Annotated in this window: 12 protein-coding genes; 2 read left to right on the top strand and 10 right to left on the bottom strand. The window is 44.7% G+C overall.

Going from position 1 to position 12,961, the window contains the following annotated elements; all coding sequences use genetic code 11:
• The first annotated feature begins 138 nt into the window (after positions 1–138).
• Positions 139–777 carry an NAD(P)-dependent oxidoreductase gene (locus Q3W13_RS11745; protein ID WP_302863989.1) on the top strand — a complete coding sequence of 213 codons (639 nt, stop codon included), beginning with the start codon at positions 139–141 and terminating at the stop codon, positions 775–777.
• Positions 778–833: 56 nt separating this feature from the next.
• Here Q3W13_RS11745 and Q3W13_RS11740 read toward each other — a convergent pair whose 3' ends face one another.
• The 10 genes from Q3W13_RS11740 to Q3W13_RS11695 form a co-directional block, all read right to left on the bottom strand.
• A complete protein-coding gene (locus Q3W13_RS11740; protein WP_302863988.1) occupies positions 834–1,622 on the bottom strand; it encodes a PhzF family phenazine biosynthesis protein in 789 nt (262 codons plus the stop codon).
• Positions 1,623–1,746: 124 nt separating this feature from the next.
• Positions 1,747–3,180 (bottom strand): hypothetical protein, encoded by a 1,434-nt coding sequence (locus Q3W13_RS11735; protein ID WP_302863987.1) that lies wholly within the window; start codon positions 3,178–3,180, stop codon positions 1,747–1,749.
• 8 nt (positions 3,181–3,188) lie between these two features.
• On the bottom strand, positions 3,189–4,130 hold the full coding sequence (locus Q3W13_RS11730) for a pepsin/retropepsin-like aspartic protease family protein (RefSeq protein ID WP_302863986.1): 942 nt from the start codon (positions 4,128–4,130) through the stop codon (positions 3,189–3,191).
• 168 nt (positions 4,131–4,298) lie between these two features.
• The gene (locus Q3W13_RS11725) at positions 4,299–6,269 is read right to left on the bottom strand and encodes a gliding motility-associated C-terminal domain-containing protein (RefSeq protein WP_302863984.1); all 1,971 of its coding nucleotides are present in this window, start codon (positions 6,267–6,269) and stop codon (positions 4,299–4,301) included.
• A gap of 183 nt (positions 6,270–6,452) precedes the next feature.
• Positions 6,453–7,313 carry an RNA polymerase sigma factor RpoD/SigA gene (locus Q3W13_RS11720; RefSeq protein WP_094570678.1) on the bottom strand — a complete coding sequence of 287 codons (861 nt, stop codon included), beginning with the start codon at positions 7,311–7,313 and terminating at the stop codon, positions 6,453–6,455.
• 368 nt (positions 7,314–7,681) lie between these two features.
• Positions 7,682–8,521 carry an MBL fold metallo-hydrolase gene (locus Q3W13_RS11715; RefSeq protein WP_302863976.1) on the bottom strand — a complete coding sequence of 280 codons (840 nt, stop codon included), beginning with the start codon at positions 8,519–8,521 and terminating at the stop codon, positions 7,682–7,684.
• 81 nt (positions 8,522–8,602) lie between these two features.
• On the bottom strand, positions 8,603–8,893 hold the full coding sequence (locus Q3W13_RS11710; RefSeq protein ID WP_302863973.1) for a hypothetical protein: 291 nt from the start codon (positions 8,891–8,893) through the stop codon (positions 8,603–8,605).
• A 3-nt stretch (positions 8,894–8,896) separates the two neighbouring features.
• Positions 8,897–9,547, bottom strand: coding sequence for an ABC transporter ATP-binding protein (locus tag Q3W13_RS11705; RefSeq protein ID WP_302863970.1), 651 nt, complete (start codon positions 9,545–9,547; stop codon positions 8,897–8,899).
• Positions 9,548–10,032: 485 nt separating this feature from the next.
• A complete protein-coding gene (locus Q3W13_RS11700) occupies positions 10,033–10,935 on the bottom strand; it encodes an IS3 family transposase (RefSeq protein ID WP_302863968.1) in 903 nt (300 codons plus the stop codon).
• Entirely contained in the window at positions 10,932–11,258 is a 327-nt protein-coding gene (locus Q3W13_RS11695; RefSeq protein ID WP_302863967.1) for a hypothetical protein, read from the bottom strand. Before Q3W13_RS11695 ends, Q3W13_RS11700 begins: the two co-directional genes overlap by 4 nt.
• 493 nt (positions 11,259–11,751) lie before the next feature.
• Here Q3W13_RS11695 and sucC point away from each other — a divergent pair, with 493 nt between their 5' ends.
• A complete protein-coding gene (sucC, locus tag Q3W13_RS11690) occupies positions 11,752–12,945 on the top strand; it encodes an ADP-forming succinate--CoA ligase subunit beta (RefSeq protein ID WP_302863966.1) in 1,194 nt (397 codons plus the stop codon).
• The last annotated feature ends 16 nt before the right edge of the window (positions 12,946–12,961 follow it).

Below are 12,961 nucleotides of genomic sequence, written 5' to 3'. Positions count from 1 at the left end.
GGCAAAAAGTTAAGGGCGAAAGGTTTTAGCTGCAACCGGTTGAATTTTGTATGCTCTTTTTGCATTTACCTTTCGCTTTTAACGGCTTTCCCAAAACATTTTTGGCGGCTGAAACCTTTACAACTTATATAACTAACTATGAAAATCGCAATATTTGGAGCCACCGGCAATATTGGCAGCCGGGTTGTTACTGAAGCCTTAAACCGGGGGCACGATGTTACTGCCGTTATGCGTCACCCGGAAGATTACACACAAATACATGACCACCTATATGTGACCAAAGGCGATATTTTTAATTCACAGGATGTGGAAGCCGCCGTGTTCGACCATGATGCGGTGGTAAGTGCATACAATTTCACCAAAGGAGCCACACCATCAACCATTGTTGAAATTGCTGTACCATTGCTGAACGGATTGAAACAGGCAGGCGTAAGGCGGTTGATAGTAGTAGGCGGCGCCGGTAGCCTGGAAGTCGCACCAGGCGTACAATTGGTTGACTCCCCCGGATTTCCTGAAGAATTCAAGCCCGCTGCTCTTGCTCACCGCGACGCCCTGAAAGAATATCAGAAAGAAAAGGAAATTGACTGGACGTATATCAGTCCCGCTGCTTACATTGAACCTGGGATGCGCACCGGCATCTTCAAAACCGGTAAAGACCAATTAATAACCGATGAGCATGGCAACAGCCGCATATCCATGGAAGATTTTGCCGTCGCTATTGCCGATGAGTTGGAAAGGCCGGCGCATATAAAGGAACGGTTTACCGTAGGGTATTAACGGACTTCGGAAGCCGGATTTTCGATTTTGGAATTAAAATTCAGATCAATCCGAAATCAAACAAAAATCTCGCCTCTCAAATAAGTAACCGCCTTACCGCTCATCAAAACTCTCTCTCCTTTCAGCTCGCACCAAAGCTCGCCCTCCCGGGCCGATAGCTGGTAGGCGTGCAGCTTGTTTTTGCCGAGCTTTTCAGCCCAGTAAGGTATCAGGTTACAATGAGCGGAGCCGGTAACGGGATCTTCCGGGATGCCTGCACCAGGTGCAAAAAAACGGGAAACGAAATCTGAATTGTCGCCGCGCGCCGTAACTATAACACCAACAGTATCCATTTTTGATAAAGCGAAAAAATCAGGTGATATATCGCGGATATCGCTCTCGGATTCGTAAACCAAAAAATAATCCCTCGACCGCAAAACTTCCACCGGCTGCTTTTCGCTCAATGCCTCAATCAATCCATTTGGTGCATCAATATGGATAGGCGGCCGTGATGGAAAATCCATCGCATATTTATCACCATCTCGTTTTACGGTAAGCGTACCAGCCTTTACAGTTTCAAAATGTATGGTATTGCCTTCGTGCCCCAACTCAGTAAACAATATATGGGCAGAGGCCAGCGTAGCATGGCCGCAAAGGTCTATTTCGTATTCCGGTGTAAACCACCGCAACTTATAACCCGTCGCAGTTTTTACAAAAAAAGCAGTTTCAGCCAGGTTGTTTTCTACAGCTATAGTTTGCATTAGTTCGTCGGGCAGCCACTCCTTTAGTGGACAAATTGCTGCCGGGTTACCACCAAACAGCCTGCCGGTAAATGCATCGGCCTGGTAAATGGGTATCGTCGTCATGATATTTTTGATAAGAGGAACCGGCTAAAGGTAAATATTTGAGGCGAAAGGCAAAAGATGAAAGGTAAAAGCAATTCTTTAATGACAAATCGACACCTTTCGCCTTTTACCATTGTCCTCTCACCTATTCTTTCCACAGCACGGAATTATCTGTCCCCCTGTCGTTTGGCTCCCAAAGGCTGTTTGCAGGGTCAATTATCCATTTGCCGTCAACCCTGAATTTGTACAAGCACTTACCCGGCTTTAAATAAACGCTGATCACCCACTCGTCGCCTGCATGTGTCATGGTATATCCCTCGCCTTCCCAATAATTAAAGTTACCTGTAAGCGTAACACGCTTTGCATTGCTGTATCCTTTTAACCTGAATGTTTGATTTGGTTTTACAGACAAAAAAGAATTTTCTATTCCCCCCTCTTTTGCATAGTTGGGGTTAGCCGGGTCGGTGATCCAATGGCCATCTACAATAAACTTATACTGGTAATTACCAGCGGCGAGCGTAGTGTTTAATACCCATCCATTTGCGGTCTTATCCATGGCCAGATCGTTATGCTTCCAGCCATTAAAATTGCCGGAAACATAAACCTTCTTCGCATTTTCATAACCGGCCAGTTTAAAGCTTACCGTCCCGCCGACGGTCAGCAATGAGTTAAGGTTACTTTCGCCGTCTTTCAGTTTTAACGGGTTTACAGGGTCGCTTACTTTCCGTCCGTCAACCAGGAAATGATAGGCATGCTTGCCTTCGCTTAAATACAGCGGCCTTTCCCATACGTTGCCCCTTTTTTGCAGCGTAATTTCATTGTTGTCCCAGTTGTTAAAATCGCCGGTTAAAACCACTTTTTTTGCAGAGGAATAACCTTTCAGCTTTATCGTGTAATTATACTTGTAAAAAATCGAGTTAGTGTTACCTACCCCATCGTCGGATTGTAATAGATTATTCGGATCGGTAGTCCAACGACCGTCGGTGATGAATTTATATGCATAAACACCCGGCTCCAGTTTAACGTCTATAATCCAGCCCCCTTCAATCTTTTTCATAGCGCCCTTCAGGGTACTCCACTGGTTAAAGCTACCCGACAAAAACACTCGTTTCGCGCGGAAGTACCCCGGCAGAACGAACCTGGTAAGTCCTGAAGACAAACCGTATACCGTGTTTTTTTTAAACCTGTTTATCCCGTATTTAACATCCTTCGGATACCCCGGTTCACCATCAAACTGGGGCAAATTGACAGTTATCCTGAGCGGCATATCCTGCGGGTTATCATTCAATTCGGCCAACGGACGGTTGAAGGTGACCAGGTTACCATTGCGCATTATCATGCTCCAACCGTCATCAGCCATCGGCTTAAAGTCGCCGGCCTTTATTTTTGGCGTATTTTCAGCAGCAACGCCGGCTACTTTCAGGATGCTGTCTAACACCGGCGCGGGGGAATTAACATCTAATTCCAAAACCAGCACATCGTTCTGGATAAAGAGATTATTCCTGCTTTGGGCAAAAACGGTTTTCACACTGCTTAAAAGCAATACAAAAAACAATATGATGTAGCCGCTGCGCCTCATTTGTAGCCTTATAAATTATACATATCAAATTCCTTCTTCACAAAATTGATGCTGAATATTCCCCTTGCGAAAAAGTCAAACCCTAAAATTCCGTCAACAGAATGCCCGTACGACTCTCCCATTTTTTCAAGGTTAGTCAATAATACTTTATTTTCTTTAAAAACATGCCCGCCGACCGTTAATTCATCAAACCGGGCGTAAAGCACTTCCAGTTTCGAGCCGCCCAATCCTGTAACTTTTGAGCGGCTGACGACCTTGAAGGCGCCTGGCAACCTTTTGGACCTGTCATAATCAAAAAGGTTTGTTTCGGCAGCAGAATCGAACGCAAACCAAAACGTTTTGCCATTTACTGATGCTTTTAAAAAAACTACATCGTTCATAAGGGCGAACGGTGTTGACATTAATTTATCCCGGAAAAGCTGCTCTTTTTCAGGAACATTACCTTTAGCATCAAGCTTTTGTATATACAGCACATTTTTAAAAAGATCGACCGTGATAGAAAACTTTGAAAACAAGCGCGTGCCCAATAGTCCAAGTATCTTTAGATTGCGGCCGTTTTCGATGAACGACAAATCAACCACACCGGCGGTAAGCCTGCTGTATTTTAAATCCAGGATATTAAAATTATGAACGTAAGTGGTAAAAGAGCCTTGTGAAGTACCGTTGATACCACCCGCCTCCTGGTCATCTATCTTCGGCAGCTGGCGGAAATAAGTTGCATTCAGGATAAGGTAAGGCGCCCCGGTATCCAGTACAAAATTGCCTTCCAGCGTATCTACCTGGGCCTCTACAATTATCAGGTTGCCTGCTCTTTTTATCGGAACAATCAAAGTTTTAAATTCGGCTGTGGGTGAAGGATCGGGGTCGCGGGCATAGAGGGCATTATTAAAGCGCACATCACCTGGAGGAATACCCTTTACGGGCGAGGCCAATGCTGCCCCGCAATTCATGAAAATGATTAGTAATAAATACAGCCTGCGCATTGGTTTCTGTTGTTATCCAATAGACGGCGGTTTACAATACATAGTTACAGGGATCGAAAAGATTACGGTAAAATGTTATTTTGAAGAAGGGAAAAAGGCTTTTATAGAACTACCAGGGAACAAAGTGACAAGTTTTTATCGCACAATAAAAACCCACCCTGACTGCTTAGGGATATTTTCATCCTTTAAATCGATAATATAGTAATAGGTGCCAACGGGAAGCCTGCGCCCATCTTTTTCGCCATCCCAGGGTTTAGTATAACCGACAGTATGAAAAACAGGCAACCCGTACCTGTCATAAACATTGATTTCAGCCTTTGGATAATTTTCTATGTTCTTTATATACCAGGTATCATTTATCCCGTCGTTATTCGGCGAAAAGCTGTTTATTACCGTAAGCAAATTATACACCCTTACAAATACGCTGCTGGTAGCCTCGCCGCAACCTACGCCGGAAACTACATGCAGGGTATAAGTAATATCGTTAGTCGAACTGCAAACCGGCGCAAGCGATGCAGGGTTGTCAAGGTAATCCGAAGGCGTCCAGTAGTATGACACATGATCCCCGACGGCAGTCCCTGAGAGTTTTACAGTTTGTCCCTCAAACATTCTGAGTGGATTACCGGCATCTGCTTTGGGCCGTTTTAAAACCGTCACCATTAACGAAGAAGTTGGCTTAAGCGTGGCGCATCCATCGTTGCTAACGGTTACAGTATAGCGTATGGTAGCTGACGGTCTTGCCACCGGATTAGGGATGTCGTCGTGATCGAGGCCATCGGCAGGCTCCCATTTAAAATGTGTGGCATTAGCGCTCTGTACCGACAGCTGCACGGCATCGCCCTCGCAAACTTGCATGTCCGTCATAGGCTGTACGCTGGCAGCAATATACACCTTAACAGTGGTAGATGTAAAAAACGGGCAATTGTTTTTTGTTACCATCAGTTTATAGACGCCATCATAGCCCGGGTCCGCGCTTTGGGTTACTACCGGGCTGTTTTCCGTGGAAGTAAAGCTATTGGGACCGGTCCACAAATACGTATCGGCGCCGCTTGCCCTTAATTGTAAAGGCTGTCCGATGCATGCGCTGGTGTTTTCGGCAAGTACCAGATCGGGTGGAGCATAAACGTTAATGGTGAGGGGATCGGAATAAATACGGCATTGTTCAGCGCCTATTATAGCCTTATTCAATACACCTATGCGGTATTGATATTTACCCGGTGGCGCGTTAGGGATAACCAAATGATAGCTTAGCGACTTTTCTCCGGGAATATCCATCCAGCCATTGCCATCGCTTTTATTTACCTGCCATTTATAGTCTGGATCGTCGTAGCCTTCCTGTGCGGCAACCAACGTATAATCCAAATTATCTTTCTCGCAGCTGCTTTTTGGCTCTATATTGCCAAGGGTAGTAAAACCGGTTTGAATCAGCGGCCCGCATGGGCTAAACGTAATGTCGTCCAGTGCCAAATCGTTACCATTCCCACCTTGTCCGTTATTAATCATTTTGACTATCAAATCAGAGCCATCAGCGGGGCTGGTAAAAAATGTACCGTATTGCACCCAGGTGGGGTCTTCACTTTCGGGTATATCGCCCGTATTGTATTCTTTTAGCAATGTGCCATCAGCTTTCTCAATTCTGAAGGTAATATTAGGCCGCGAAAAACCTTGCGTTTGCGGCACCGGGCGCAAAATATTCATTATCCAGGCGGCAAACTGGTAGGTAGTATTAGGGCAAAGCTTGCTGCCATCAACTTTATAAGTAAAGAACAGACTGGCCTCAAGGGTAGCGTTGATCACCATCATATATCCATAGGGGTCGCCGGTATGATCTTGTGCAATGGCTTGCCATGTACCGCCCTTGCATGACGAGCCCATACGCTGTAAAATAGAATATTCACCGTCCTCGCCGCCGCAACCGGGGCCGGCAACATAATGCAGGCTGGTTTCGCCAGAAGGCAGTTCCGGCCCGCCATCATATTGCGCGCCGTGCCCGAAAGTTTCATTGACTACCGGCGCACCTAAGCTACCGGTACAGATTTGTGCCCTCGCCGCGGAAACGATGGTGACAATAAACAGCCAAAAAACACAATAAAACTTCAGGTGCATTTAATTGATACAGGACTTGCGGAATGCAGCCCTTAAAAATATAGTTTTTCAACAAGAAAAGCTTTATTATCGGCTAAAAAAGGCATTCAACCATCAGTACCAAAAATCAAAAATTTTACGGTTCAAAAAAAAGCCGGAATTTCTTCCGGCTTCTATTTATCTAGTTGTCTTTGCTTCTTAAAATTACCCTAAATAAGATTTCAGGATTTTGCTGCGCGATGTATGACGCAGACGTTGTAAAGCTTTGTCTTTAATCTGACGCACACGCTCGCGGGTGAGATTGAATTTCTCGCCTATTTCTTCCAGTGATAGCGGATGATTGGTACCTAAACCAAAGAACAGTACAATGATCTCTCGCTCACGTTCAGTAAGAGTAGATAGGGAACGTTTGATTTCTTCCGAAAGCGACTCGTTGATTAAGATAGAGTCGGTGTTTGGCTCCTGGTTTTCCAGTACATCCAGCAATGTATTTTCTTCACCCTGTACAAACGGCGCGTCCATCGACACGTGGCGGCCCGAGTTGCTCAGGGTATCAGATATTTTATCAACGGTAGTTTCCAGCATATCTGCCAACTCTTCAGGCGACGGCTCACGTTCGTATTCCTGCTCCAGCTTTGAGAAAGCTTTGCTGATCTTGCTTAATGACCCTACCTGGTTTAATGGCAAACGCACAATACGCGACTGCTCGGCGATAGCCTGCAATATCGACTGGCGGATCCACCAAACGGCGTATGATATAAATTTAAACCCTTTAGTTTCGTCAAAGCGTTTGGCAGCTTTAATCAAACCCAGGTTACCTTCATTTATTAAGTCGCCAAGGGTAAGTCCCTGGTTTTGATATTGTTTCGCTACTGATACTACGAAACGAAGGTTGGTTTTTGTAAGCCGCTCCAAAGCAGCCTGGTCACCTTCCCTTATTTTCTGAGCTAATATTACTTCTTCTTCGGCTGTTATCAGGTCAACTTTACCAATTTCGTGGAGGTATTTGTCAAGCGACTGCGACTCACGGTTGGTAATGGATTGGGTTATTTTGAGTTGTCTCATTTATTTTATTAACCTCGATTCTATGTTTAGAAATGAACGTGCAAAGGTACGAAATTGTTATAAGATTTTTTCACTTATTCTCAAATAAATAAATAATTACATTATGCTGATTTTATGATATTTATTGCACGGTTTTTGTAGTGCGGCAAACATTCTTTTCAGCTATAACTTAAACAAAAAAATCCCATTTGGTTTAATTGGTTCCGGCTACTTTTTCCGGTTTAGGACTTAAGCTCCTGACGACGTTGAATATACAAATAATATTCATTTGATAAAAGGCGTGTTGGAAAAGAATATTTTGTGGGAAAGTTTTCTGATTTAGTAAGACGCGAAACATAGCGTCTTTTCGAACCGCCGGCTTTTAAATTCTATAGTTCGCTCAACTTCAACACCTCCTTCAACCGCACCCCTTTCTCCGTTTGCTGCAAGGTACAGCATTCATTTACCGGGTCATGCTCAAAAAATAACACATATCCCTTCTCAGCCGCCTCGTTCAAAAAGATCTTCTTTTCGGCCAGGGTTTTCAAAGGGAACATATCATAAGCCATCACATACGGCAGCGGGATATGCCCCGTTGAAGGCAGCAAATCTGCCATGTACAATATCTTTTTCCCTTTATAGCTGATTAGCGGCAGCATCATAGCATCGGTGTGCCCGTACACAAACCGGACATCTACGCCCTCACAAAAATTCACGCCGTCTTCTGCAGCCACAAATTTCAATTGACCGCTTTCGTTTATCGGCAGGATATTTTCTTTCAAAAACGATGCCTTTTCTCTGTCATTTGGATTGACAGCCCAATCCCAGTGCTGGGCATTGCTCCAGTAAACAGCATTTCTGAATGCAGGCACTAATTTGTCACCGTCGCGAACAATCGCACCGCCCACGTGGTCGAAATGCAGGTGAGTTAAAAACACATCAGTAATATCGTCGCGGTGAAAACCCAGCGCTCCGAGCGATTTGTCCATAGTACTATCGCCATGCAGGTAATAGTGACTAAAAAACTTTTCATCCTGCTTGTTGCCAATGCCTGTATCCACCAAAATCAGCCGTTTGCCGTCCTCGATCAACAGGCACCGCATGGCCCAGGTGCAAAGATTGTTTTCATCCGCCGGATTTGTTTTGCTCCACAGCGTTTTAGGTACCACGCCGAACATGGCGCCGCCATCCAATTTAAAAAAGCCGGTATCGATAGTGTGTAGTTTCATAAGTTGATAGACAATAGTCCATTGACCATGGTTTTAGTCAGGGTTACATAGTTAAAGAGGTTTAATCCTATGGTCCATCGACTATGGTCTATGGACTAATTCGATCCCGTATTCTGCAAACAATTGCTTTGCCTCGTTCAGCAATCGCCACTCGTCTTCCTTCAAAGCATACAGCCGTTTTATCCCTTCATCCAAACACAAGGTAAGCATTTCATGTGCGTACGACATCGACGCCGGGCTTGGCAGCTTTATGATTTTCATAAAACCAGGCAGTTCGGTGTAATCGCCTAAAATAACATTGTCATGGGCAAATTGGTTCTTCAGCTTATGCGCTTCAGCAGACGTGGCGGCTGTTATCAGTATATTCATCATGCATCAGGCTATCAGCCCATCTTTCATAAATACGGTGCGGTCACTCATATCGGCCAGATCCTGGTTATGGGTAACAATCACAAAAGTCTGATTGAACTCTTCGCGCAGCCGGATAAACAACTCATGCAGCTCCAGCGAATTGGCCGAATCCAGGTTGCCTGATGGCTCATCCGCAAAAATTATCGACGGGTTATTGATCAGCGCCCGGGCAACAGCCACCCTCTGCTGCTCACCGCCTGAAAGCTCGTTAGGCTTATGATTCATGCGCTCACCCAAGCCGAGTAATCTTAGTAATTCTGCGGCTCTCTTCTCCGCGTCCCGACGTACTGTTCCTGCAATAAACGCAGGAATACATACATTTTCTATAGCATCAAACTCGCCTAACAGGTGGTGAAACTGGAAAATAAAACCAATTTTTTGATTACGAAAGGTGCTTAAGTTTTTATTGCTTAAGCCGCTTACTTCTATATTATCGATGTATAGCTTGCCTGAATCAGGTCTGTCCAACGTGCCTAAAATATTCAGCAGCGTGCTTTTACCCGCGCCGGATGCACCAACTATGGTAACGATTTCGCCCTGGCCGACTTCAAAGTCGACGCCCTTTAAAATTTGAAGCTGTCCGTATGATTTATGGATACCTTTAGCTTTAAGCATGGGCGCTAAGTTAGAGATTCGTGATTAGAGATTAGAGGTTAGGAGGAAAAATTTGTAGATCAAGGTTAAAATCGGAAGAGTTATTATCCTGACAACTACAAACCCCGCCTTTAAAAACAGTAAGCGTTCCGTTTTTTTACGGAACACCCGGAACACCATAAAACACACTATCAATCAACAACTTAAATTTTATGCTATTTTCCAAACACTGATAATCAAGTACTTACATGGGGGTTACCTGTCAACCCCTGGCGAACTGTGTGCCGTCCTGAAAAAAGTTTACACTTTTTAATGAATAATCCTGTGTTAGATTTACAGTTTATCTTAGTCCTGTATAGGGTTTACACTATGAGTAAAGATAAAGAATAACTGCTATTGTTTGCTTGTCGTGTTGGAATGTGGGAAACTCGGTAGAGTTTTCCATATTTCAACACGTTTTTCTTTTTTTGCCTCTTTTTTTCTTTTTCTGGTCTCCTTTCTTTTCGTTAATAAACCGGGACAGCCGCCTGTCTTTCTGCCCAGCTTTTCCAGCGGCGTTTGATTGGCCCGGCATGTGTATGCGCCATTTCCGGTGTCATCATGTCCAGGCTGGAATGTAGCCTGAAACGGTTATAAATGTCAATGGCTGTTACTACCGATTGATGCGCCCGGCTAAGGGTTGCATATGCTGCTGTCAGCAGTTCCTGTTTAAGAATACCGTTTACCCTTTCTGCAATAGCGTTGTCCCTGGGGTCTCCGCTCTGGGTCATGCTAACACTAATGTTATTATCCTTTAACAGGGATATATAAGCGTCACAGCAGTATTGAGAACCACGGTCTGAATGATGGATAAGGGGCGCATTCCCTGCTCTGCTATCGAGTGCCATTTCCAATGCCCTCACCGGGCCTTCTGCCGATAAGTTATCACTTAAATGAAAGCCGACTATCTTGCGGCTGTAAGCATCGGTAATCAGGCTTAGATAGCAGAAATGGACATTCTTGAGCCGGATATAGGTAATATCACTTACCCATAAGCTGTTTGCACGGCTTATTTTGATGTCTTTTACCAGGTCCGGGTAACGCCTCATCCAGTGATTCGAATCGGTGGTTCGCGGCCGGTTACACCTTCGCATTTTAACCAGCAGGTTATTCTCCCGCAGCAAATTAAACAGCTGGTCCCGGCCTATGTAAAGCTCATGTTCCTGCATAAAAGGCAAGAGCATTTCATGTAGCTTACGCCCGCCTGAACGAGGCTGAAGCTTACGGTGAATAAGCACCTGGCTCAATAACAGGTCCTCTGCCAGGCCCTGTTTAAGCGATACGCTTTGGTTTTTATAATACGCCTGTGGCGAATAACCAAGCAGTCTGCAAAGCCCGCGAAGACCTCGCCGGCTGCTTTGCATCTTCATTTGGACTGCCTGGTGCCAGACTTTTTTCTGATATCGACACCAAATTCTTTGCTGGCGATATCCAGCATCAACTCCTGTAATTCAATCTCTAAGCGGGCATCGCGCAGGGCTTTTTTCAGCTCATTAATGTCGTCCGGCAACGGCAATTCTTCTTTTACCGGCTGGGATGTTAACTGCGGCTTTTGTACATCCTTATTTGCTTTTGACATCACAATACGGTGAATCTCGGTACGGTCCATTCCATACTTCTCCGCTAAATTACGATAACTTAGTCCTTCCAGTTCATGATCTTGTTTGATCAGCATTTTTAAATTTTCGTCCATCTCGTGTTTACTTAATGTGTAAACCTATTTCAGGACGAGACACTGTAAAAGCATTCCTTTTTTATACGCGGAACACCATTAAATATACTGATATACAACAACTTGAATTTATTTTATCTTCGAAATACTGGTAACCACATACCTTCATGGGGGTTTACACCTGTTAACCCCCGGCGAAATAAACCATAAAAGCGTCCCGTTTTCCTGCACGAAACACCTAAAACACCTCGTTATCAATACTTAAATATTTTACATTTAAACAATTAAAATGAGCATGTTTCAATATACAATTTAACGGAACAGGCTGTTTATGCATCGCCCAATGGGTATTTTCTTAAACTTTAAATGGTTACCTGGCTAAATATTATGCTGCTTTCTATCGTCTCCAAGCCATCCCATCCCTAAAAAAACAAAAAAGTGACAGTACAACTAACCACCGGCCGCTAATCTCTAAAAACTAAATAGTACTTTTACCGCAAATTCTTCACAACACATGAATATTCACGAATATCAAGGTAAATCGATACTGAAAAGCTTCGGGGTTCGGGTTCAGGAAGGCATATTGGCCGAGAACGTTGACCAGGCTGTTGAAGCTGCCAAAAAAATGAAAGAGGACTTCGGTTCTGATTGGGTGGTAGTTAAGGCCCAGATACATGCGGGCGGTCGTGGTAAGGGCGGCGGCGTAAAGCTGGCCAAAAACCTGGATGAAGTAAAAGAAAAAGCAGGCGCCATTTTGGGCATGCAACTCGTTACTCCGCAAACCGGTCCGGAAGGAAAGCTGGTAAGCAAGGTATTGATTGCGCAGGATGTTTATTATCCGGGCGAAAGTGAGACAAAGGAATTTTATATCAGCGTGCTGCTCGACAGGGCAAAAGGCCGTAACATTATCATGTACTCCACCGAGGGTGGTATGGACATTGAAGAAGTGGCCCACTCTACCCCGCACCTGATCCACAAAGAAGAAATCGACCCAAAAGTTGGTCTGCAGGGTTTCCAGGCACGTAAAATTGCATTTAACCTGGGCTTATCGGGCGATGCTTTTAAAGATATGGTGAAATTTATCACCGCGCTTTACAAAGCTTATGATGCTACTGATTCTTCGCAGTTTGAGATTAACCCTGTGCTCAAAACATCAGACAATAAAATATTAGCTGTAGATGCTAAAGTAAATTTGGATGACAACGCACTGTTCCGCCACCCGGATTTTGCTGCTATGCGCGATGTAGCTGAGGAAGACCCGATGGAAGTTGAAGCCAGCAAAAGCAACCTGAACTTCGTAAAGCTTGACGGCAACGTTGGTTGTATGGTGAATGGTGCTGGTTTGGCTATGGCTACCATGGATATTATCAAACTTGCCGGCGGCGAGCCTGCCAACTTCCTGGACGTAGGCGGTACAGCCAATGCAGAGACTGTTAAAGCGGCCTTCAATATCATCCTTAAAGACCCTAACGTAAAGGCGATCCTTATTAACATATTTGGCGGTATTGTTCGTTGCGACCGTGTAGCGCAAGGCGTAATTGATGCTTATCACGAGATAGGCAATATACCCGTGCCAATTATCGTTCGCTTACAGGGCACCAACGCTGTTGAAGCCAAAAAGCTGATCGATGAATCAGGATTAAAGGTTTACTCGGCCATCCTGCTTAAAGAAGCAGCTGAGCGTGTTAAAGAAGTACTGGCAATGTAAGCCGATAGACCATGGA

Source organism: Mucilaginibacter sp. L3T2-6, from assembly GCF_030519355.1.
GTDB lineage: Bacteria > Bacteroidota > Bacteroidia > Sphingobacteriales > Sphingobacteriaceae > Mucilaginibacter.
This window is presented reverse-complemented; position numbering and strand designations above follow the sequence as displayed.

Coding starts and splice junctions, on each gene's coding strand:
- Q3W13_RS11715 (WP_302863976.1), bottom strand. CDS start 8,521: ATGAAACTACACACTATCGATACCGGCTTTTTTAAATTGGATGGCGGC.
- Q3W13_RS11695 (WP_302863967.1), bottom strand. CDS start 11,258: ATGGACGAAAATTTAAAAATGCTGATCAAACAAGATCATGAACTGGAA.
- Q3W13_RS11710 (WP_302863973.1), bottom strand. CDS start 8,893: ATGATGAATATACTGATAACAGCCGCCACGTCTGCTGAAGCGCATAAG.
- Q3W13_RS11720 (WP_094570678.1), bottom strand. CDS start 7,313: ATGAGACAACTCAAAATAACCCAATCCATTACCAACCGTGAGTCGCAG.
- Q3W13_RS11735 (WP_302863987.1), bottom strand. CDS start 3,180: ATGAGGCGCAGCGGCTACATCATATTGTTTTTTGTATTGCTTTTAAGC.
- Q3W13_RS11740 (WP_302863988.1), bottom strand. CDS start 1,622: ATGACGACGATACCCATTTACCAGGCCGATGCATTTACCGGCAGGCTG.
- Q3W13_RS11705 (WP_302863970.1), bottom strand. CDS start 9,547: ATGCTTAAAGCTAAAGGTATCCATAAATCATACGGACAGCTTCAAATT.
- Q3W13_RS11745 (WP_302863989.1), top strand. CDS start 139: ATGAAAATCGCAATATTTGGAGCCACCGGCAATATTGGCAGCCGGGTT.
- sucC (WP_302863966.1), top strand. CDS start 11,752: ATGAATATTCACGAATATCAAGGTAAATCGATACTGAAAAGCTTCGGG.
- Q3W13_RS11730 (WP_302863986.1), bottom strand. CDS start 4,130: ATGAATTGCGGGGCAGCATTGGCCTCGCCCGTAAAGGGTATTCCTCCA.
- Q3W13_RS11725 (WP_302863984.1), bottom strand. CDS start 6,269: ATGCACCTGAAGTTTTATTGTGTTTTTTGGCTGTTTATTGTCACCATC.
- Q3W13_RS11700 (WP_302863968.1), bottom strand. CDS start 10,935: ATGAAGATGCAAAGCAGCCGGCGAGGTCTTCGCGGGCTTTGCAGACTG.